A 22433-nucleotide genomic window follows, 5' to 3' on the forward strand; every position below is an offset into this window, starting at 1 on the left:
TAATCGATTGAATGAAATTCGAATTATCGTTTTAAGGTGAAATGTCCAGTAAATTTTTGATTTTCTACAATTACAATGTACCAATAATCGCCTGATGGCAGTTGCTGATTGTTGAATGTTCCATCCCAAGAAAAGGCAGAGTTAATAGCTATTTTTAATAGTTTTCCATACCGGTCGAAAATTGACACTTGAGAAGAATTATAAAATTCAATACCTTTTAAATTGAACGTGTCATTAGCGTTATCATTATTAGGCGTGAAGAACTTTGGGATATGAAAATGGATGTGCTGAGTGGTGGTTACTTGATTACAATCTTGATGCTTAACATAAATGGTATATTGTCCACCTTCAATGTTTGAAAACACAGGATTCGATTGATAGTTAAAACCATCAAGAGAATATAAAAAATTGCCCGTATTTGTTGTGGTAATTATAATACTGGTACCTTCTGATTCTACGATATCAATTATTGGATTTTCAATTTGTGTTAGCGTTATGGATTTTATTACGCTACATGAATTATTAGCAACTTCAACGGTATAAGTACCAGGATTTGAAACTTCAATACTCTCGGTATCTGCTCCAGTATTCCAAAGATAAGAAGTTACAGCAGAGGGGTTTGTTGGGTTGGCGTGTAAATTTATGTCGGTATTTTCACAAAAGGTGATAGTTTCATCTGTTACTTCTGGGGTTTCAAGATATTCTATTTGCATGGTTGTTCTTGTATCCGAAGAACAATTTGCTTCTTGAGTTACTGCTTCGGCATAATAGATACCAGTGGTATTAGGTTTATATGAGTTACTATTTGCTAGAAGTAAATTTCCACCCGTAGGAGCATCGTACCAATTTACAGTAATATCTATTGGAGTTGTAACCGTTAGAGCAGTGTTATCGTTTTCGCAAATTATTAAATCGCCATTACTCAAAGGTGCTTCAGGGAGCTCTACGACTCTAATTTCATAAATCTCCGAAGTAGAATTACACGTATCGTTATTGACATTGATTATGTCTTCTGCGACTTTTACTCTATAAAAGGTTGAGGTTGTAATAGCTGAAGCGGTGTAACTCGTATTCGTTTCTCCTGGAATATCAACCCAATTAATTCCATCCGGACTTTCTTGCCATTGATAAAAATGTGATGAAAATATAGTAAAGTCTGGGGTTGCAGTTAAAGTTGTAGTAAAAGGTCCCTCATCTTCACAAATCCTTGTTACATTTGTACTTGACGAGTCTTCTATAACAACAGAATCTCCGCAAGATTTAAAAACAATATCATCCAAAGCTAAGTCGTTTCCGCAACCGCCTACACCATTGTTTATCATTTTTAAAATAACAGATGTTTGGCTTGGTAATGTTTGAAAAACTAATGCGTATTGTTGCCAGTTTGGGCTTGAAGTACCTGTAATATCCCCTGTATCGCCACTCGCTAATAGGTTAGTGTCAGTGTTATCCCAAATTTCGAATTTCACATTAATTGGAATTCCTACACCTCCACATCCCGATGCAGGAAGTAAATTCATCATCCACGAAGAAAACTCATAAGTTGTGTTTTCACATAATCCGCTAATTGCTGTTCTGTAAAATTCACCTGCAGTAAAATCGGCATTTACTATTAACATTCTGCCATTGGTATCACCATTTGTATGATCGGTAATATTATGCCAACCAAACCAATTAGAGTTGCTAGAAACAGTATAAAAACCATCGTTAGGAGACGTATTTGCAAAGGTATAGGTTGTTGTTCCAGGAGGTAATTCCACATTTGTTGTTCCAGCTCCAAACGTTTCTGTAAAAATTGGATCTCCAGCATTTCCTGTACAAAATCCTAATTGTGCATTCATTTTTTGAATAAAAGCACAAATAATAGCCGCTATTAATAAAGAAGTTCTATAATTGATGATAAATACTTATTTACATTATTTAGATAACAATATTATTGAAAAAACATCCAACAATTAAACATTGAAGGATGATATTATATTCTTTCAGAAATCTTTTGACAATTTAAGTAACTTGTTCAATCTCTAATCACCGTTTTGATCATGCTATGATCAGATTTAAAAGTACTCCATTTTTCAGCATTTACTATTTGTAAATCTTTTGAAACCCAAATATGATCAATTGATAACAAGGGTAAATTCCAAAACCAAGTTTCTCTAAATCCATTTCCTTTTTCAGTTAAAACATTATTAAAATTCAATTTGATATCTTCTAAATATTTTGACTCTAATGGTAAATTAAAATCTCCTAAAACTATGGCTTTTTCGTTGATTTTAATTGCCTTCATAACAAACTCTATTTGCTCTTTTCGAAACACATTTAAGCTCGAACCCACATCAACTGCATAAAAATTTAATTGATTTGTTTCAAAATTTATAATGGCTGTATCGTCTTTGGCAACAAGCACACTTTTTATGTTAATAGGTTTTTTTGAAAAGACACCAATTTCACTAACAGAATGCCAATAAAAGAAATAATTTGGGAATCTTAATTTATCGGCATCTAATTCTTCAGCATGATATTCTACCAGCACCACAATATCAGGTATGTTTTCAACGCGACTAAAAACATCTTCAAGTTCTCTCTTGTGGGTGGCGTTCCAAAAAACGATTTCAATATCTGTTTCTTGAATGACTTCAGATGTATTTATTTTAAAACTTCTCCACAACCACACTACTAAAAGCAAGCTTGCCAGTATCAAATTATATCTTCTAATCTTTTTATTTTGAAAAAATGAAAAGAAAATAACAGCACAGATTATTAAAGGTAAAGGAACGGTATAATAAAGTAATGAAAAGAAATGAGTGCTTTCTTTAATTACAAAATGAATCAATAACAATGCAATAATTACAATAACATTGATTTTAGATAAATGGGGCTTTATAAATCTAATCATTATCTTAACATGAAACCTTTGGCTGCCCACCATGGATGAACTTCAGTTTGTAATCGACCAGCTATTACCATTGGGTCGGCATTTGCTAAACTATCTGCCATTTTTAAATTAGGGACATTGTAAATGGTAATGCCTCTTAAATCGCCATCGTCTCCACAAGGTCCAGAAATATCAGCATAACCTAGTTCGTACATTTTAGCTAAGTGTTCCATATGCAATTTTTGAAGTTCGGCAGCTTCCTCTTCATTTTGACCTCTAATTGGTCCTTTCTTCAAAAACACCAAGAAATATTGTTGCATCAAAAAGGTGTCTTTCGTTTTTTCATCTACATAATCAAAAGTTTTAAAGCCTTTAGTTTTAAGCTCTTCTTTTATTTGCTTTATGGTTTTTTCAGGAACTTCCTCAATGATTTCTGGAGCCACTTCTTCGGTGCTCACTATATTTTTTATTTCCTCCTCAGGTTGTTCTTTTATGTCTGCAACAGATGCTTTGGCTTCTTCTTTACAACTGAACAAAACTGCTGTAAGTGAAAGTAATACAATTATTTTTTTCATGTATTCCAGGTGTTATAGGGTTGTTTACTTATTTGCGAATTATAATATTTTATATCTCCTGTTACTTCTTTTCCAAGCCATAACGGTTTTTCGAAGGTTTCATTTTCATTTTGTAGTTCAATTTCAGCTATAATTAATCCTGCATTGTCTGCTAGAAACTCATCAACTTCAAAAATATGATTTCCAGCTTTAACAAGATATCTAATTTTATCAATTACAACGGGTTCGCATAATTTTAAAAGTTCTAATGCATCTTCTTTTGTTATTGGTTTCTCCCATTCAAAACGCGATAATCCGTTTTTCGAAGACAACCCTTTAACGGTTAAAACACCTTCATTATTAATCAATCTCACCCGCACCGTTCGCTCTTTATGAGTGTTTAAAAAGCCTTGAATTATTCTTGTTTTTTTATATGCTTCTTCTTTAAAATCGGTTGAAAGCACTAAAAATTTACGTTCAATTTCTATCATAGCAATTCCCGTAAAAACGAGATTCTTTTTTTATCGTTAATAAGATTCCTGCATGCGTAGGAATTCATAAATTTACGCTATGTCTGCCGATTTACCAATACGAAAAATTATTCATGTAGATATGGATGCGTTTTATGCCTCTGTTGAACAAATGGACAACCCCGAATTAAAAGGAAAACCCATTGCTGTTGGTGGTGGTGGAACGCGAGGTGTGGTAAGTGCAGCCAGTTACGAGGCCAGAACTTATGGTGTAAAAAGTGCTATGGCGGGCGCCTTAGCTGCAAAATTGTGCCCTGATTTAATTTTTGTACGCCCTCGATTTGACAGATATACCGAAATTTCAAAAAAGATTAGAAAAATATTTTATGATTATACCGATTTGGTGGAACCTTTATCTCTTGATGAGGCCTATTTGGATGTAACCCAAAATAAAAAAGGTAACCCAAGTGCCTCTTTAATTGCTAAAGATATAAGAAAACGTATTTTAAATGAAGTTGGATTAACCGCTTCGGCAGGAATTTCTATAAATAAGTTTATTGCTAAAGTTGCTAGTGATTATAATAAACCAAACGGACAAAAAACGGTAAATCCGGAAGAGGTATTATCGTTTTTAGAACAATTAGATATTAGAAAATTTTATGGAGTTGGTAAAGTAACTGCTGAAAAAATGTACCAAAAAGGCATTTTTACTGGATTAGATTTGAAGCAAAAATCTTTGGAGTATTTAGATGAAAATTTTGGAAAATCTGGACGCTATTACTATTACATTGTTAGAGGTATTCATGACAGTGAAGTGAAACCCGATAGAACCCGAAAAAGTTTAGCTGCTGAACGCACATTTTCTGAAAACTTGTCTTCTGAAGTTTTTATGCTTGAAAAATTAGACCATATTGCTGAAGAAGTTGCACGACGCTTAAACAAAAGTAATGTTGCAGGAAAAACGTTAACCTTAAAAATAAAATATAGTGATTTTACACTACAAACTAGAAGTAAAACATTGCCTTATTTTATAAGTGATAAAAGTGTGATTTTAGAAACTGCTAAAGATTTATTATTCCAAGAACGACTAAGTAATTCAGTACGATTGTTGGGTATTTCACTATCTAATTTAAACAACGAAAAAAAGAAAACTCCCGAAATTAAAAAAAGTGTTAGTGTACAACTAAAGTTTGAGTTTTAGCTTAAGGTTATATTGACGTTCCCCATACCTTATTTCTCAAAACAAATCATGAAAATATGAACTAGCGTAATAAAGCTTATCCTAGAATATAATATTTACAAAAGGCACAACAGGGCTTGTATAAACACTTTCGTCTTCATTATAGAGTAAATTATACTTTGCTCCAATTGTAAATTTATTGGTTATATTAATCCCTGCGCCTACAAAAAGTGCGGTATCCCAATAACTATTTTTATCCTCAATTGGAGTTTCTATTTTGGTAGTTACATTGAGTTGAACTAACTCTAGTAACATGCTGAATTTTTTTGTTGGTGTATAAATACTAATGGCATTAAAGCCAAATGTAGTAGTTTTTTGCAAGTCTTTTACAGCTGCATAACTACCCTGTAATCCAAAGCCTAGGTTAATTTTATCACTTGCTCTATAAATTAAATTTGGAGATAAGCTTATGTTTGTTGCCCCTACAAAATTCAATCCAAATCCACATGCAAATTTCAATCTACTTTCTTTCTTCGAAGTACTATCAATAACAACGACGCTTGTTGACTGTGCCATCGTATTTGTACTATAAATAAGTATGGCTAAGGCAGCTATTAATTTTAAATTATTCTGTATCAACTTCATATGATTAAGAGATAAAATTTACACGTATATTTTTAATTAAAACTATCTTAAAAACTGCAGCTTTCTATTTCTGTTACACGTAATGTGTTTACCATGCCTTTGGCTTGAATTGGCATCGCTGCTAAACTTATAAGCATATCGCCCACATCTAAATAGCCCATTTTACATGCAATTTTATTAACATCTTCAATGGTTTCATCGGTACTTACGAACCTATCATAATAAAAGGCACGTACACCCCAAAGTAAACTTAAACGTGTTAAAATACGCTTGTTTGAAGTAAATACTAAGATATGACATGACGGTCTCCAAGCTGAAATCTGAAATGCAGTATACCCACTATTTGTTAATGTAGATATAGCTTTTGCATTAATTTCATTAGCCATATTTGCGGCATGATAACATATTGATTTTGTGATGTATCGATTGGTACGAATATGAGGTGGCAACTGAGGAACTTGAATTAACTTAGAATTTTCTACATTCTTTAAAATATTTGCCATTTGCTTGATAACTTGCACAGGATATTGACCTACGGAAGTTTCTCCAGAGAGCATTACAGCGTCGGCGCCATCCATAACAGAGTTTGCAACGTCGTTAACTTCAGCTCGTGTTGGTGTTAAGCTAGAAATCATGGTTTCCATCATTTGCGTAGCAATAATTACCGGAATTCTTGCTTTTTTAGCACGCAACACCAATTGCTTTTGAATTAGAGGTACTTCCTCAGCTGGAACTTCTACTCCTAAATCGCCACGTGCAACCATTAAACCATCACAATGTGCTACAATTTTATCTATATTTTCTACTGCTTCGGGCTTTTCAATCTTCGCAATAATAGGAATTTTGTGGTCTGCATGTTTAGCAATTAAATCTCGTAATTGCATTAAATCTTCAGCATGACGCACAAATGAAAGTGCAATCCAATCAACATCTTGTTTGATGGCAAAAATAGCATCTTCTATATCTTTTTCTGTTAAAGCAGGTTGTGAAATATTAGTATTAGGAAGATTAACTCCTTTTTTAGATTTTAATGGTCCGCCTTGAATAACTTTTGCTTTTACTTCCTTCTTTTTATCTGTAGAAACAACTTCGAAAATTAATTTTCCATCGTCTAAAAGGATACGTTCTCCAGGATTCGCGTCCTGTGGGAACCTTTCGTAGGTCATATAAACACGTTCTTTAGTACCTTCAAAACGTTCACCTGTTGCAAAAATTATTTCGTCTCCTGGGTTTACAACTACTTCCTCCTTCATAACTCCCACACGAAGTTTTGGCCCTTGTAAATCTCCAAGTATAGCGGCAGTGTATCCGTACTCTTCGTTTAGCTCACGAATCATTTGAATACGTTCCTTCACATCTTTATAGTCGGCATGAGAAAAGTTTATTCTAAAAACATTAGCGCCTTCTTCAAGCATGCCTTTTAAAACTTCTTTCGTACTTGTAGCTGGACCTAGAGTTGCTACTATTTTGGTTTTTTTATTTATTGACATTAGTTAAATATTAAATTCTCTTTAGATTTCAAAGTGTTAGAATCAACACTGTAAGCAGTAGCAATTTGAGGTAATTTTAATATACTATCGATAATATATTTTTCTTTACTAAAACTGATTTCACTGTCTATTTTTAAAAAATAATTTACAGTTTTATACTCTGGCACTAATTGAAATGTTTTGGTTATATTTTCTTGGTTGTCGAATAACGACTTATAATCTGTTTTCTGAAATTCTTCGGTTTTACAAATGTTAGAAACCAAACTCCATGTTACTAATTGTTTTTGGTCTTCCCATTCAAATATTGAATAAGATACTTGTCCATTGTTATAATCTAAATCTGATGCTTTTCTAGCGAGGGTTATACCTAAATGATTATTGAGAAGATATGCTAAACGATAATCTTCAAGTCTGCAATGAATTGCAATTAAAGTATACAATGCCTCCTCAAAAGCATCATCAAGAATAAGTTTGTGAACAGCCATAACTTATTTTAAATTTCGTAAATATAGTATTAAAAACGTTCAGTTATATTAAGATTGTGCTATTCTTACAAAGAAAAACCACTAAAACGTTTTAGTAAAATTAATGAAAAGTAAGAAGATTATAGCATCTTAGACATTCTGCTTTGGAAAGCAAAAAAGGCACGTTTGGAAGCTTTTTCTTCTGCCTTTTTCTTTGAAGTTGCTCTGGCTTTAGCAATAACTTTTTCGTCTACCGATAATTTTACTGAAAAATGTCGTACATCGTCATTTCCAGTATCTTCATAAACATTATAACCAAAAGTCTTTTTTTCTTTTTGACACCATTCAATAAGCAAACTTTTATAGCTTATAACCTTCCCTTCTAAAGTTTCGATATCAACATAAGGGGTAATAACACGTTTATAAATAAACTTCTCGCAATACTTATACCCTCTATCTAGAAAAATAGCTCCTATTAGAGCTTCAAATATATTACCGTGTATATTATCACCAAACTGTCCTGGAGGGATTTTACTTTCCACCAAGTCAATAAGTTTTAAATCTTTACCTAGCTCATTTAAATGCTCTCTACTTACAACTTTAGATCGCATTTTGGTTAAATAACCTTCATCGCCACTCGGTACTTCAAGGTATAAATGTGATGCAATTACTGAGCTTAACATGGCATCACCTAAAAATTCTAAACGTTCATAATTAAATGCATTGCCTTTAGGGTCTCTAATGTTCATAGACCGGTGTGTAAAGGCTCTTTTGTAGTATTTAAGATTTTTTGGTTTAAACCCAAGGATTTTAGTTAATTCCATAAAAAAATTCCCGTTACGTTTAAAACGGGAATTTAGTATGTTACGAATTTTATCCATTCGGGATTTAATCTAATTTTTTGAACAATACACAAGCGTTATGACCGCCAAATCCAAATGTATTACTCATTGCTACTTTTACGTCTCGCTTTTGAGCCTTGTTTAAGGTTAAATTTAATTCAGGATCAATGTTTTCATCTACAGTCGTGTGGTTTATTGTTGGTGGTACTATACCATGCTCCATAGCCAATATAACCGAAATTGCTTCTATAGCTCCTGCTGCACCTAAAAGGTGCCCAGTCATTGATTTTGTTGAATTAATATTTATGTTCTTAGCGTGACTTCCAAACACTTCTGAAATTGCTTTTAATTCTGCAACGTCTCCTAGCGGGGTAGAAGTACCATGTGTATTAATATGGTCTACATCTTCCGGCCTAAGGCCTGCATTTTCCAAACAATTTTTCATTACCGCAATAACACCAATGCCTTCTGGATGTGGCGCTGTCATATGATGAGCATCAGAAGATAAACCTCCTCCAACGCATTCTGCATATATCTTAGCTCCTCTTGCTTTAGCATGTTCGTATTCTTCTAGAACAAGTGCTCCTGCACCTTCACCTAAAACAAAACCATCTCTTGTAGCGTCAAAAGGACGAGAGGCTGTTTCAGGACTTTCATTTCTAGTAGATAGCGCATGCATCGCGTTAAAACCACCCATACCAGCAATAGTAACTGCTGCTTCACTTCCACCGGTAACAACTATATCTGTATGCCCTAAACGTATAGAGTTTAAAGCGTCAAAAATAGCATTGGCCGAAGACGCACAAGCAGAGACCGTTGTGTAATTAGGCCCCATAAAACCATGTTTTATAGAGATATTACCTGGCGCTATGTCTGCAATCATTTTAGGAATGAAAAACGGGTTAAATCTCGGGGTTCCATCACCGGCAGCAAAGTTCAAAACTTCTTGCTGAAAGGTTTCTAAACCACCAATTCCTGCACCCCAAATAACACCAACACGTAATTTATTAACTTTATCTAAATCCAATTTAGAATCGGCAATAGCTTCGTCTGCCGCCACCATGGCGTATTGTGCAAACTTATCCATTTTTCGCGCTTCTTTTCTGTCGATAAAATCTGTTACGTTAAAGTTTTTCAATTCGCAAGCGAACTTTGTTTTAAACTTTTCGGTATCATAATATGTTATAGGCGCAGCCCCACTTTTTCCACTAATTAAGCCTTCCCAATATTCTTCTTTGGTATTGCCAATTGGTGTTAAAGCTCCTAATCCTGTGACTACAACTCGCTTTAATTCCATAAAGTATTTGCTTGTTTTTTGCTTATTTTGCAGCTTCTATATAAGAAATAGCTTGACCTACTGTTGCGATATTTTCAGCCTGATCGTCTGGAATTTGGATATCAAACTCTTTTTCGAATTCCATAATTAATTCTACAGTGTCTAAAGAGTCTGCTCCTAAATCGTTTGTGAAGCTAGCTTCAGTAACAACTTCGTTCTCATCTACTCCTAATTTGTCTACGATAATCGCTTTTACTCTTGATGCAATGTCTGACATAATCTTTTAATTTAAATGTTTTAATTAGTTGGCAAAAATAAAAAACTTTATTTTATAATACACTTTTACTTTAAAAATGTGTTGGTAATTTACTAAAATTACTTTTAAGTATTTAGTTTTTACCTTCTAATTGTTAATAATTATTCTTTTTTTTGTTTGAACAATATTTAACACTATAGTCTGTAAAATGAAACGTATTGTAATTTTTGCGTCCGGAAGTGGTACTAATGCTGAAAATTTAATTAAGTTTTTTCACAACAGCGATAATGCGTCTGTTATTCAAGTACTCAGTAACAATCCTCATGCCAAAGTTTTGGAGCGAGCTAAAAAGCTTAAAGTTAGCGCGCTGTCATTCAACAAAATAGCCCTTTCAGAAACAGACGATGTGTTAAACATTTTAAGAGCAGCCAAACCAGATCTTATTATTTTGGCTGGTTTTTTATGGAAATTTCCAGATCATATTATAAATGAATTCCCAAACAAAGTGATTAATGTGCACCCTGCTTTATTACCTAAATATGGAGGTAAAGGGATGTATGGCATGCATGTACACAATGCTGTGGTGGCTAATAATGAAACTGAAACAGGGATAACCATTCATTATGTTAATGAACATTATGATGAAGGTGCTATTATTTTTCAAGCTAAATGCATTGTTGAAAAAACAGATTCACCTGAAGATGTTGCTGCAAAAATTCACGAATTAGAAATGGAACACTTTCCTAAAGTAGTAAGCAAACTATTATTAGGGCACGATTAACAGTAAAATTTGAATAGGTTTCCTTTTTTAGAAGAATGATGTAAATGAGCAAAAAGAAAAAGAAATATTATACCGTTTGGAAGGGCCATAAAACTGGTGTTTTTGAAACTTGGGATGATTGTAAAGCTCAAATAACAAACTTTGAAGGCGCTCAATACAAATCGTTTTTAACTTTTGAAGCAGCAAAAAAAGCGCTGAAAGGAAATTACAAAGATTATATAGGTAAAAACAAATCCTTTAAAAGTGAACTTACTGAAGTTCAACTTAAAAAAATAGGACAACCCAATTATAATTCTATTTCCGTTGATGCGGCCTCAAGCGGTAACCCTGGTAAAATGGAGTACCGAGGTGTAGATACCAAAACCAAAAAACAACTTTTTATTCAAGGCCCTTTTGAAGAAGGCACTAACAATATCGGTGAGTTTTTAGCCATTGTTCATGGTTTAGCCCTACTTAAAAAAAACAATAGCGATAGAATAATATATACCGACTCTAAAACTGCTATAAGTTGGGTGAAAAATAAAAAATGTAATACCAAACTAAAACGTAGCGAAAAAAACAAACCTGTATTCGATTTGGTAGATAGAGCTATCCATTGGCTAAAAAACAATACTTATAATACGGTAATTGTAAAATGGGAAACCAAAGCTTGGGGAGAAATTCCTGCCGATTTTGGTAGAAAATAGTTGATAATATGCAATAATAAAAATCAAAAAAGGAGACAATATAATATCATCCCCCAATTTCTGTTAATAATAGCATTCAATATTAAGACACCTACTTTTTTAAAAAGTCACATTTAAATTTAACTTTTTTCTAACGTAATTAATTGAAAAAATAAACACAACGTAATCTATAAAAAGACTTATATTTGCACCTTAATTTCACACCTCATTTATGAGCAAATTAGTCATTGTAGGCACGGTAGCATTTGATGCTATAGAAACGCCTTTCGGCAAAACCGATAAAATCTTGGGCGGCGCCGCTACTTTCATAGGTCTTGCGGCTTCTTATTTTAATGTTGATACTGCTGCAGTTTCGATTGTTGGCGGAGATTTTCCACAAGAATATTTAGATTTACTTTCAGATAGAAATATTGACATTTCAGGTATTGAAATTGTAAAAGAGGGAAAAACATTCTTTTGGAGTGGACGCTATCACAATGATATGAATACTCGAGATACCTTGGTAACCGAGTTAAATACTTTAGCGGATTTTAATCCAAAAGTGCCAGAAAATTACAAAGATGCCGGGGTTGTTATGTTAGGAAACTTGCATCCTCTCGTCCAATCTAGTGTTTTAGATCAAATGACGGTTAAACCAAAATTGGTTATCCTAGATACCATGAATTTTTGGATGGATTGTGCTTTAGATGATTTACTAAATGTTATAAAACGTGTAGATGTTATTACGATAAATGATGAAGAAGCGAGACAATTAACGGGTGAATACTCTTTACTTGTTGCAGCCAGGAAAATTCACAAAATGGGTCCTAAATATGTGGTCATTAAAAAAGGAGAGCACGGTGCGTTACTTTTCCATAACGATCATGTTTTTTATGCCCCGGCCTTACCTTTGGAGGAAGTTTTTGACCCAACAGGGGCTGGAGATACATTTGCTGGTGGATTCGCTGGATATATTGCGAAAACAGACGACACATCGTTTGAAAATATGAAAAACGCTGTTATCTACGGATCAACTTTAGCTTCGTTTTGTGTTGAAAAATTTGGCACCCAGCGAATGCAAAATTTACCAAGTAAAGAAGTACATAAACGTTTGTTGCAGTTTAAGCAACTAACGCAATTTGATATAGAATTAGGATAATCCAGCGCGCTCTAAACAAGAGTGCGTTTTTATTTTAAATATTTTTGTAATTCCCTTAAAATGGGGAGTTTAAACATAATTTTATTTCCGCGAAAGCGAAAACAATTTTAGTTATGAGTGATGCCTTAAAACACGAATGTGGAATAGCCATGATTAGACTTTTAAAACCACTAGAGTTTTATAAAGAAAAATATGGCAGCGCATTTTACGGTGTAAACAAAATGTATTTAATGATGGAAAAGCAGCATAACCGTGGACAAGATGGCGCTGGTTTTGCAAGTATAAAATTAGATACTAAACCCGGAGAACGATACATTAGCAGAGTGCGTTCTGTTGCGCAACAACCAATTCAGGATATTTTCGCTCAAATTAACGATAGAGTTAATAAAGAGTTTGAGGCGCATCCAGAATACAAAGAAGATGTAGCGGCGCAAAAAAAGAACATCCCATACATTGGCGAGGTTCTATTAGGACATGTACGTTACGGTACATTTGGTAAAAATAGCGTAGAAAGTGTTCATCCATTTTTAAGACAAAATAACTGGATGCACAGAAACTTAATTATGGCTGGAAACTTTAACATGACTAATGTTAAGGAACTTTTTAGCAACCTTATTGAATTAGGCCAGCACCCAAAAGAATATACCGATACCATTACTATAATGGAGAAAATTGGTCATTTTTTAGATGATGCAGTTAGTAAAATTTATAAAGATTTAAAGAAAGAAGGGTATAACAAAAGAAACGCTTCACCACAAATTGCAGAACGCTTAAAGGTTAGCAAAATACTAAAACGTGCAGCAAAAAATTGGGATGGTGGTTATGCTATGGCAGGACTTATTGGCCATGGGGATGCTTTTGTATTAAGAGACCCCGCAGGAATACGTCCGGCATATTATTATAAAGATGATGAAATTGTTGTTATAGCTTCTGAAAGACCAGTGATTCAAACAGTGTTCAACGTAAAATTTGAAGATGTAAAAGAACTTACTCCAGGACATGCCATTATAACTAAAAAATCTGGAGATGTTAGAATAAAGAAAATATTAGAGCCTTTAGAAAGAAAATCATGTTCGTTTGAGCGCATCTATTTTTCTAGAGGTAGTGATGCCGAAATATATCAAGAGCGTAAAATGTTAGGAAAACTACTTATGCCTAAAGTTTTAGAAGCTATTGATAACGATACAAAGAACACGGTATTCTCATACATCCCTAATACTGCTGAAACTTCGTTTTTTGGTATGATAGAAACTGCTGAGGCTTTTATTAATAAAACAAAAACCGCAGCTATTTTAAACGGTCAACGCTCATTATCTGCGGCTAAGGTTACTGAAATTTTATCTGAACGTGCTAGAGTTGAAAAAATAGCCATAAAAGATGTAAAGCTTAGAACGTTTATTACTGAAGATAGTAGTAGAGACGATTTGGTGGCACATGTTTATGATGTTACCTATGGCGTTATTAAGCCAACAGATAACCTCGTTATTATTGATGATAGTATTGTACGCGGTACCACTTTAAAGAAGAGTATCTTAAAAATGCTTGATCGCTTGAACCCGAAAAAGATTGTTGTTGTGTCTTCGGCACCTCAAATTCGATACCCAGATTGTTATGGCATTGATATGGCTAGATTGGAAGATTTAGTTGCATTTCAAGCTGCCCTAGCATTGCTAAAAGATGCCGGTAAATATCATATAGTTAAAGATGTTTATGAAAAGTGTGTTACGCAAACAGACTTAGAAGATAAATATGTACAGAATTTTGTAAAAGAAATTTATGACCCGTTTACAGACGAAGAGATTTCTAATAAAATATCAGTCTTGTTAAGTGATGAAACCATAAACGCTGAAGTGAAAATAATCTTTCAACCTGTTGAGAATTTACATAAAGCTTGTCCGGATCATTTAGGCGATTGGTATTTTACGGGCAACTATCCTACAGTGGGAGGAAATAGAGTTGTTAACCGTGCTTTTATTAATTTTTACGAAGGTAATAATGAACGTGCATACTAATTGCGAAATTGCTAATTTTTGTGGAGAATATCATAAAATATGTATTTCATCCTAAAAAAACGCGTTTCATCTAAAAAATAGTCAAAATATTTAAATTACACATAAATTGGTCTCACCATAACATAAGTAGGTTAAGTTCATGGTAGATTTGGGGCAAAAAAAGGTGAACATCTGTTCGCCTTTTTTTATGCTTTTTAGTTTCGATTCAGTAGTTAAAAGAATTGGTTTGCACTTTATCCTTATAAAGTATCAATATCTCGTTTAAGCCAATATTTAAGCCGTTTAACTAAAATATTTTAGTAGAAGAAATAGCCGTTATATATTTGAACCACCATAACATAAGTAGGTTAAGTTTATGGTAGATTTGGGGCAAAAAGGTGGACATCTGTTCACCTTTTTCATTTTATATACTTTTCAAAAATTATATCATAAAAAAACCTCTTAAACCTGAAGCTAAGAGGTGTAATTTGAAAATTGAATTTTCTGGTTAGAATTCTATTCTAGATTCAAATGGATTTGACCACTTTGAAGCCCTCCCAATAGCAGGAGCCATACTAGCAAAAACCTCCAATTTTTTTGAAAAATGTGAAGTAGTTTCACCTAATTTACCAAGTTGCAAACGCATAGGGGTTTTGATTGTTTGTGTTTTTTTCAACGCAATAATATTTTTAACTTGAAAGCCTAAATATTCATCCTTTCTGTCAATAATTATTGGAAACACCTTGCTTTCATCCCAATTTGGTATTATTAAAGGGGCATCTGCATCACCATGAATATCGTATACAAATAAATGTAAACAATATTCCATATTGAATTGAATATCCAAATCATGAAATTCAATTTCAGTTACAACAGTAAAATCATTATGATTATCGTTTACTACAATTACTTCAGGAATTGATAATAAACTTACAGATAATATTTTTGCCATTATTCTTGTTTTTTGGGCATTAAATTTTTTTTCATAGACACTAATATCCCAACTAGAACCCCAATAGAAAAACTCCCTAAAATAACTAGAACTCTAGATAGTGTTAGTTTCCAAAATAGAAATTTAACATCAATAACTTCTGCGTTTTGAAGTGAAAAAACAACAATAATTATTGCGAAAATTACGGCTATAATTGTTTTTAATTGCATGGTTCTATTTTTTAATTATTTGAGATTTATCATTTAAACCCTCAACCTTAATTTCTGGATTTCCATATACATAAACGAATGTTTTGCCTTTGGCATAAACATTTAAATTTTTACTTGAATACACATAAATATCAGATGTATTCGATCCATTAATAACAGCATTAGTGGCTTTTAAATTTTTAGCCTTTATATCGGAAGATCCTGTGGCTATTAAATTGAGATTATCACAACTGCCTTCAATATTCAAATCAGCTCTTTTATTTACTGTTAAATTAAAATTAGTTAGCGATACGCTTCCTTTTATAAACGCATTATCATTTAAAACCATAGTTAATGCTTCGCCATTAAGTTTAAGTTTACCATTTGAATTTCCATCCATTCGAATTGAAACATCATTAGAAACAATATCTAATTCAAAATCAGAGTTACTCAAACTATTTATAGCTAATGCCTCTAACCTAAACATATTATTACCTTTAAGCTTAGCTTTATTAGATAGACTAATTTTATTTAATTTTTGGAAAGTTATATTTAGTTCCAATTTTTTATTTGAAACAATATTTCTTGTTGTGTAAACTTTTAAAATGCTATCAATAACTTCTAATTTTATAGAATTAATTAAATTAGAATCTGTTTTTAAGCTATAACCTTCAGAACCAGTTTGCATTAAAAAAACCTCTAACTGATCTGATATTTCAATCTGGGAGAATGATTCCAAATTATTATAAACTTCAATTACTTCCTTATTACCTTTAATCTTTTCTTTTTTTTGAGCGGATACCATTATAGAAAATAGAACCACTAGAACACATATTATGTTTTTCATTTTAGCTTTTTTATTATTAAAACAAAAAGAGGCGATTATTCTCCACAAGAGAAATATTTATTCTACACATTAAGCTTTAAATAATCGCTCTTCGTTACTCTGAAAACTTGCTTTAATCAACTTACCTTGTTCACAGTTTATCGTTTTTGCAAGTTTTTCATTGTAAGTCATTATCCTTTTTTAGTCACTCTTGTATCTACTAATTCTTTGATAGGAATTACTATAATATCTTCATTTACTTGCACGTTTACACAAATATTATCTATAGATACTATTTTACCTGTTATATCATCCATTGAAATTATTTGTCCTACTTCAAAATTTTTCTTTGAGTAAAATGAAAACAACAAGCTTTTAATTACTTCTCGAGAACCAAATCCAAAACCTAGAGCAACGGTTAATAAAATAGCACCTAAAATTATTGTAAGGTTATTAGTAACTATATCTGTATCAATTCCCGCTTGATTCAAGGCAGTAATAGTTATAGTTATTATAATTACATAAAACACCAAATTACTTATTGCTCTATCACCAGCTAAATCAAAAGATTCGAACAATCCTCTTATTGCTTTTTTAATAAAGTTAGCAATGTATAATCCTACCATAAACAAAGCAATGGCACTAAACAAGCGTGGTAAATAGCGTAATAAATTCCCTATTTCTACCGATACGATTTCCCAATTCATTACATCGGAAGCAATAATTAAAAAGACTAAAAACATAACCCATTTTACAAAGCCAACAATTACTGTTGTTACATTGAATTTTAAATCGGTATTCCCAAATAGGTTTTTATCGTTAATTATATCTGTTAGTTTATCAACTTTTGCGAATTTCAACATCCTTTTTAATACCAATGCAATGACTTTAGTTATTAACCAGCCAATGATTAGAATTAAAATTGCAAATATTACTTTTGGTGCTACCTCTGCAATATTTTTTGCCATTTGGTTCAAAGATTCTATTGTTAGATCCTTAATGTTTGTAATTGTTTCCATTGTTTTTATTATTAATTTAGTTAGTTATTATTTTTCTTTTTTTCAAAAAAAGCTTTTGCAGCGTTTGTATAATTATTCGAGAACAAATCTGTTATATCTTTAAGCAACTTCATTCTTGCAACGTCTGTCATCACTTTATTTTTTAATTCCTTTGGCACATCTTGTGGGGGAATGGCTATTTTTTTAAACGGATTTTCCATAGGTATTATCTTAATGAATTATAAGCCTCAATTATTCTTGCTTTTGCTCTTTTAAGTCTCATTTTCACCGCGCTTTCACTTATTTCTAAAACTTCCGTGAGGTTTTTAATTGAAAAATCGTCTTGATATTTTAAAAGCAGAATCATTTTATCTTCAGGTGCAATTATTTCTAAGGCTTTTTTTAGAGTGTTTTCTTTTAACTGAAATAATGAGTAGTCTTCTACTTCTATTTGTAAATGCTCAAAATCTTCAGGTTCTAGATCATCGCTATGCACTTTTTGTAGTACATTTTTGTTTACATAGTCCACACATAAATTGTATGTAAAAGCATAAAGCCAAGTCGAAAATTTTGATTTACCGCTAAAAGAAGATAATTTTTGGTATAGTTTTATAAATACATCTTGAGCTAAATCTTGCGCTTCAACCTTAGTTTTCGTAAAGCCATAACATTTATTATAGACTACATGTGAAAATCTTTCATATAGCGCTCCAAATAAAATATCGTTATTGGTTTTAATAATTTGTTCAACAAGTTCCTCATCAGTTAGATTTTGGAATGAATTGTCGTTTTTCACAACTTTGTTAATTAGTTATATAATTGTGACTGGTACTTTTTAAAAAAGTCACTTTTTTTATGAAAGTTAAGTTTAAAGCATAAAAAAACGCCCAGAAAGTTCTCTGGGCGTTTTTTTATTTAAATATGTAATTGAAACTTATTTAGCCTCTGCGTAACGTTTTTCAACTTCGTTCCAGTTAAGCACATTAAAAAATGCTTTGATGTAATCTGGACGACGATTTTGATAGTTTAAGTAATACGCATGTTCCCATACGTCAAGTCCTAAAATTGGTGTTCCTCCACAACCAACTCCTGGCATTAATGGGTTATCTTGATTTGGAGAAGAACAAACTTCTACCTTACCCCCTTTGTGCACACATAACCATGCCCAACCTGAACCAAAACGCGTTGCTGCTGCTTTACTAAAAGCCTCAACAAAAGCATCTTTTGATCCGTAAGCTGCTTCTATAGCATCTTTTAAATCTCCAGAAAGGTACCCTTTACCTTCAGGGTTCATAACACTCCAAAATAATGAGTGGTTATAAAATCCTCCTCCATTATTTCTCACTGCAGCATTACTCATATCTAAATTCGCAAGAATATCTTCAATAGATTTTCCTTCTAAAGCTGTTCCAGCTATAGCGTTATTTAAATTGTTCGTATAACCAGCATGATGCTTAGTATGATGTATTTCCATTGTTCTAGCATCAATATGAGGTTCTAAAGCATCATAAGCATATCCTAATTTCGGTAATTCGAAAGCCATAATTTTTTGTTTTTATTTATTAATATTTTATTCCTTCCAAATTTACGCATAAAACGGCTCAATAAAAAATAATAAATTGTTATGAAACCATTGATAGTTTTTATCTTGTAGGCAAATCATTCTTTATGCAGCAAACGCATCCTTTTATCATATATAACGCCTCTGCTGGCAGCGGAAAAACGTATACACTTGTAAAAGAATATTTAAAGGTATTATTTAACTCCAATCAACCTGACTTTTTTAAGCGTGTTTTAGCAATTACTTTTACCAATAAAGCCGTCGCTGAAATGAAAGATCGTATCATTGAAATGCTTAAAACGTTTTCTAATGATGGTATTTTAACGGAAGGTAACTCCATGTTTAAAAGCATTTGTGAAGAAACAGGAATCGAACCCAGTGAAATACACGAAAAATCAAAAATTATTTTAGATACCATACTGCATAACTATGCTGCTTTTGATATTTCGACCATTGATAAATTTACACATAAGTTAATTAGAACTTTTGCTTACGATTTAAAACTGCCTTTAAATTTTGAAGTGGAATTAGATTATGAATCTATACTTTTTGAAGCTGTTGATAGTTTAATTGCTAAGGCTGGAACTGATAATGTTTTAACAAAAATATTAGTAGATTTTGCCATTGAAAAAGCCGATGATGACAAAAGTTGGGACATCGCCTACGATTTTAATAAGATTGCTAAACTACTGGTTAGTGAAAACGATGCGCCTTACATTAACACATTAAATGATAAGACTTTAGAAGATTTTAATCTGCTAAAAAAACAGCTTCGATCTGAAATTACTGTTGTAGAAAAACAACTTGTAAAAAGTGCTGAAAGTGTGCTTAGTTTAATTGAGGAAGCTGGTTTAGAACATTCAGATTTTTCAGGTGGAAGTAATGCGTATTTACCTAACTATTTTTTGAAATTAAAAGATGGTAATCTAGATATAAATTTTTCAACTGCTTGGATTGCTAATTTAGAAGAGAAACCCCTGTATCCAAAAAAAACCAGAACAGAAGATATAAAAATCATATTGGACGGTATAAAACCAGAACTGGTTTCATCTTTCAAGCTTACAAAAAAAGCGGTTTTTCATTTAAAATTTTTGCATGCGTTTTATAAAAACATATCGCCAATATCTGTTTTAAAAGCCATCGATAATGAATTAAATATTTTGAAAGAAGACCAAAATAAAATGTTGATTTCAGAATTTAACACTATAATAAGTAATGAAATTAAAGATCAACCTACACCCTTTATCTACGAACGTTTGGGCGAAAAATTTAAACATTATTTTATAGATGAGTTTCAAGACACCTCTGAGATGCAATGGGAAAACTTAATGCCATTGCAAGGTAACGCACTTGATTACAATGGAGGAAGCATCATGCTTGTTGGTGATGCTAAACAAGCTATTTATAGATGGCGCGGAGGAAAAGCAGAACAATTTATCGATTTATTTGCACAAAAAAGCAAGCCTTTTCATGTTGAACAAGAGGTAAGAAATCTTGAAGAAAACTACCGTAGCTTCAAAGAAATAGTAAAATTCAACAATGATTTTTTTAAGTATTTGTCGCAATTTGTTTTCAATAATAATGACTATAAAACGCTTTACGAAAATGCACATCAAAATACTACAATAGCAAATGATGGCTATGTAAAACTTTCATTTTTAGAAATTAACAAAGAAGATGATAAAAACGAACTATTCCCTGAAGCAGTTTTAAACACGATAAATACATGTAAAAACAATGGCTTTGAGTTAAAAGATATTTGTGTTTTAGTTAGAAGCAAAAAGGAAGGTGTTGCGATAGCTGATTATTTAAGTTCAAATGGGATAGCCATTATATCTTCAGATACTTTACTTATTAATAATTCTCCAGAGGTTGTCTTTATTAATAATTTACTATTGCTTCTTATTCAGCCAGAAAACAATGAAACAAAAATTAAGGTTCTTAATTATTTAACCTCGCTTTTTCATATTGAAGATAAACATCAATTTTTTGTAAATCATATCCAAATTTCAACTGAAAAGCTTTTAAAAAGTTTTGAGAATTACGAGGTTTTTGTTGATGCTAATACATTATTGCAATTACCGCTTTACGATTTAGCTGAAACTATAGTTAGGCAATTTAAATTAGTAAAAAAATCGAACGCTTATGTGCAATTTTATTTAGATGTTGTTTTAGATTTCACACAGAAGAAAGGATCCGATATTGCTGCTTTTTTAGATTATTTTGATAAGAAAAAAGATAGTTTAACTATTATCTCGCCACAAGGTCAAGAAGCGGTGCAAATCATGACCATTCATAAATCAAAAGGTTTAGAGTTTCCTGTAGTTATTTTTCCATATGCTGATACAGATATTTACAGGGATTTTGAGCCACAAGAGTGGTTTGAGTTAGATAAACAAAAATATAATGGTTTTACTCATGCCCTTCTCAACTATAATAAAGATTTTGAACATTATGGTGAAGAGGGATTGCGCATCTTCTACAAACACAAATCTGAACAAGAGTTAGATAATATTAATGTTTTGTACGTTGCCTTAACACGTGCTATTGAGCAACTTCATGTTATTTCAACATTAGATATAACAGCTAAAGGCGAAGCCAATACCAAGAAATATTCAGGATTATTAATTAGTTACCTGCAACATTTAGGTATTTGGAATACTAATGAAACTACTTATAGCTTTGGTGATTACAAAAAAACATCAGAAAGTAGAGAAACTAATAAGAAAACTGAAACGCAAAGCGAATTTGTTTCAACAGCAAAAGAAGATCGAAATATAAAAGTGGTTACTAAATCTGGTTTACTATGGGATACCTCTCAGCAAGAAGCCATAGAAAAAGGAAACCTTATCCATAATATTATGGCTAAAGTAAATACCTATGACGATATAGCCTATGTAATTAACGATTTCGTGACTTCTTCAACAGTAACAGCAAATCAAGCCTCTTTTTTAAAAGAAACTGTAGAAGCCATTGTGAATCATCCAAAATTACAAGATTTTTTTACTTCCAAAAACACCATATATAATGAGCGTGATATTATATCAAGTAACGGGATAATTTTAAGACCCGACAGAGTTATAATTAATGATAATAATGAAGCCGTTATTATAGATTATAAAACGGGGTTAGAAGATAAAAAATATGCACAGCAGCTTCAAACTTATCAAGATGTTTTAGAAGACATGAATATTAAGGTTAAAAGAAAGATTCTTATTTATATAAATGATGATATTTTAGTAAAAGATGTTTAAATTTGC

General features: G+C 32.2%; 23 protein-coding genes. 6 read left to right on the forward strand and 17 right to left on the reverse strand.

The genetic code is table 11. The features are described from left to right. Window positions 1–23 precede the first annotated feature (23 nt). The 4 genes from O5O44_RS00855 to O5O44_RS00870 form a co-directional block, all read right to left on the reverse strand. On the reverse strand, window positions 24–1841 hold the full coding sequence (locus O5O44_RS00855) for a T9SS type B sorting domain-containing protein (RefSeq protein WP_289195349.1): 1818 nt from the start codon (window positions 1839–1841) through the stop codon (window positions 24–26). Between the two features lie 176 nt (window positions 1842–2017). Then, window positions 2018–2896, reverse strand: coding sequence for an endonuclease/exonuclease/phosphatase family protein (locus O5O44_RS00860; protein ID WP_289195350.1), 879 nt, complete (start codon window positions 2894–2896; stop codon window positions 2018–2020). After that, window positions 2896–3450, reverse strand: a complete 555-nt coding sequence (locus O5O44_RS00865; protein ID WP_289195351.1) for a hypothetical protein — start codon at window positions 3448–3450, stop codon at window positions 2896–2898. The genes O5O44_RS00860 and O5O44_RS00865 overlap by 1 nt, the downstream gene beginning before the upstream one ends. Further along, a complete protein-coding gene (locus tag O5O44_RS00870) occupies window positions 3447–3920 on the reverse strand; it encodes a CYTH domain-containing protein (protein WP_289195352.1) in 474 nt (157 codons plus the stop codon). Before O5O44_RS00870 ends, O5O44_RS00865 begins: the two co-directional genes overlap by 4 nt. Before the next feature lie 79 nt (window positions 3921–3999). On the opposite strand from O5O44_RS00870, the gene dinB reads away from it, so the two are divergent. Then, window positions 4000–5100, forward strand: coding sequence for a DNA polymerase IV (gene dinB / locus O5O44_RS00875; RefSeq protein ID WP_289195353.1), 1101 nt, complete (start codon window positions 4000–4002; stop codon window positions 5098–5100). Between the two features lie 81 nt (window positions 5101–5181). On the opposite strand, the gene O5O44_RS00880 is transcribed toward dinB, so the two are convergent. From O5O44_RS00880 to O5O44_RS00905, 6 genes are all read right to left on the reverse strand, one after another. After that, window positions 5182–5718 (reverse strand): hypothetical protein, encoded by a 537-nt coding sequence (locus O5O44_RS00880; protein ID WP_289195354.1) that lies wholly within the window; start codon window positions 5716–5718, stop codon window positions 5182–5184. A 53-nt stretch (window positions 5719–5771) separates the two neighbouring features. After that, window positions 5772–7214, reverse strand: coding sequence for a pyruvate kinase (gene pyk / locus O5O44_RS00885; protein WP_019386855.1), 1443 nt, complete (start codon window positions 7212–7214; stop codon window positions 5772–5774). Continuing rightward, window positions 7214–7699: an IPExxxVDY family protein gene (locus O5O44_RS00890; protein ID WP_019386856.1), complete on the reverse strand. Its 486-nt coding sequence runs from the start codon at window positions 7697–7699 to the stop codon at window positions 7214–7216. The genes pyk and O5O44_RS00890 overlap by 1 nt, the downstream gene beginning before the upstream one ends. A 119-nt stretch (window positions 7700–7818) precedes the next feature. Continuing rightward, entirely contained in the window at window positions 7819–8559 is a 741-nt protein-coding gene (gene rnc, locus O5O44_RS00895; protein ID WP_289195355.1) for a ribonuclease III, read from the reverse strand. A gap of 7 nt (window positions 8560–8566) precedes the next feature. Next, window positions 8567–9817 (reverse strand): beta-ketoacyl-ACP synthase II, encoded by a 1251-nt coding sequence (fabF, locus tag O5O44_RS00900; protein ID WP_019386858.1) that lies wholly within the window; start codon window positions 9815–9817, stop codon window positions 8567–8569. A gap of 22 nt (window positions 9818–9839) precedes the next feature. Further along, a complete protein-coding gene (locus O5O44_RS00905; RefSeq protein ID WP_007647141.1) occupies window positions 9840–10073 on the reverse strand; it encodes an acyl carrier protein in 234 nt (77 codons plus the stop codon). Window positions 10074–10260: 187 nt separating this feature from the next. Here O5O44_RS00905 and purN point away from each other — a divergent pair, with 187 nt between their 5' ends. The 4 genes from purN (at window position 10261) to O5O44_RS00925 (ending at window position 14669) form a co-directional block, all read left to right on the forward strand. Next, a complete protein-coding gene (gene purN, locus O5O44_RS00910) occupies window positions 10261–10833 on the forward strand; it encodes a phosphoribosylglycinamide formyltransferase (RefSeq protein ID WP_289195356.1) in 573 nt (190 codons plus the stop codon). Between the two features lie 44 nt (window positions 10834–10877). Then, a complete protein-coding gene (locus tag O5O44_RS00915) occupies window positions 10878–11519 on the forward strand; it encodes a ribonuclease H1 domain-containing protein (protein WP_289195357.1) in 642 nt (213 codons plus the stop codon). A gap of 211 nt (window positions 11520–11730) precedes the next feature. Next, window positions 11731–12657, forward strand: coding sequence for a PfkB family carbohydrate kinase (locus tag O5O44_RS00920; protein ID WP_289195358.1), 927 nt, complete (start codon window positions 11731–11733; stop codon window positions 12655–12657). Between the two features lie 113 nt (window positions 12658–12770). Then, complete coding sequence (locus O5O44_RS00925; protein WP_289195359.1) at window positions 12771–14669, forward strand: amidophosphoribosyltransferase; 1899 nt, start codon at window positions 12771–12773, stop codon at window positions 14667–14669. 487 nt (window positions 14670–15156) lie between these two features. On the opposite strand, the gene O5O44_RS00930 is transcribed toward O5O44_RS00925, so the two are convergent. The 7 genes from O5O44_RS00930 to O5O44_RS00960 form a co-directional block, all read right to left on the reverse strand. Beyond that, complete coding sequence (locus tag O5O44_RS00930; RefSeq protein ID WP_289195360.1) at window positions 15157–15600, reverse strand: hypothetical protein; 444 nt, start codon at window positions 15598–15600, stop codon at window positions 15157–15159. Further along, window positions 15600–15809, reverse strand: a complete 210-nt coding sequence (locus O5O44_RS00935) for a lipopolysaccharide assembly protein LapA domain-containing protein (protein WP_289195361.1) — start codon at window positions 15807–15809, stop codon at window positions 15600–15602. The genes O5O44_RS00930 and O5O44_RS00935 overlap by 1 nt, the downstream gene beginning before the upstream one ends. Window positions 15810–15813: 4 nt before the next feature. Continuing rightward, window positions 15814–16635: a GIN domain-containing protein gene (locus O5O44_RS00940; RefSeq protein WP_289195362.1), complete on the reverse strand. Its 822-nt coding sequence runs from the start codon at window positions 16633–16635 to the stop codon at window positions 15814–15816. A gap of 170 nt (window positions 16636–16805) precedes the next feature. Next, a complete protein-coding gene (locus tag O5O44_RS00945; RefSeq protein ID WP_289195363.1) occupies window positions 16806–17633 on the reverse strand; it encodes a mechanosensitive ion channel family protein in 828 nt (275 codons plus the stop codon). 20 nt (window positions 17634–17653) lie between these two features. Then, entirely contained in the window at window positions 17654–17833 is a 180-nt protein-coding gene (locus O5O44_RS00950; protein ID WP_289195364.1) for a hypothetical protein, read from the reverse strand. A 5-nt stretch (window positions 17834–17838) separates the two neighbouring features. After that, window positions 17839–18408, reverse strand: coding sequence for an RNA polymerase sigma factor (locus O5O44_RS00955; RefSeq protein WP_289195365.1), 570 nt, complete (start codon window positions 18406–18408; stop codon window positions 17839–17841). Between the two features lie 138 nt (window positions 18409–18546). Further along, window positions 18547–19155, reverse strand: a complete 609-nt coding sequence (locus O5O44_RS00960; RefSeq protein ID WP_289195366.1) for a superoxide dismutase — start codon at window positions 19153–19155, stop codon at window positions 18547–18549. Window positions 19156–19280: 125 nt separating this feature from the next. Here O5O44_RS00960 and O5O44_RS00965 point away from each other — a divergent pair, with 125 nt between their 5' ends. Beyond that, window positions 19281–22427 (forward strand): UvrD-helicase domain-containing protein, encoded by a 3147-nt coding sequence (locus O5O44_RS00965; protein WP_289195367.1) that lies wholly within the window; start codon window positions 19281–19283, stop codon window positions 22425–22427. Window positions 22428–22433 lie beyond the last annotated feature (6 nt).

It is taken from the genome of Algibacter luteus (assembly GCF_030344935.1).
In the GTDB taxonomy this organism is placed as follows: domain Bacteria; phylum Bacteroidota; class Bacteroidia; order Flavobacteriales; family Flavobacteriaceae; genus Arenitalea; species Arenitalea lutea.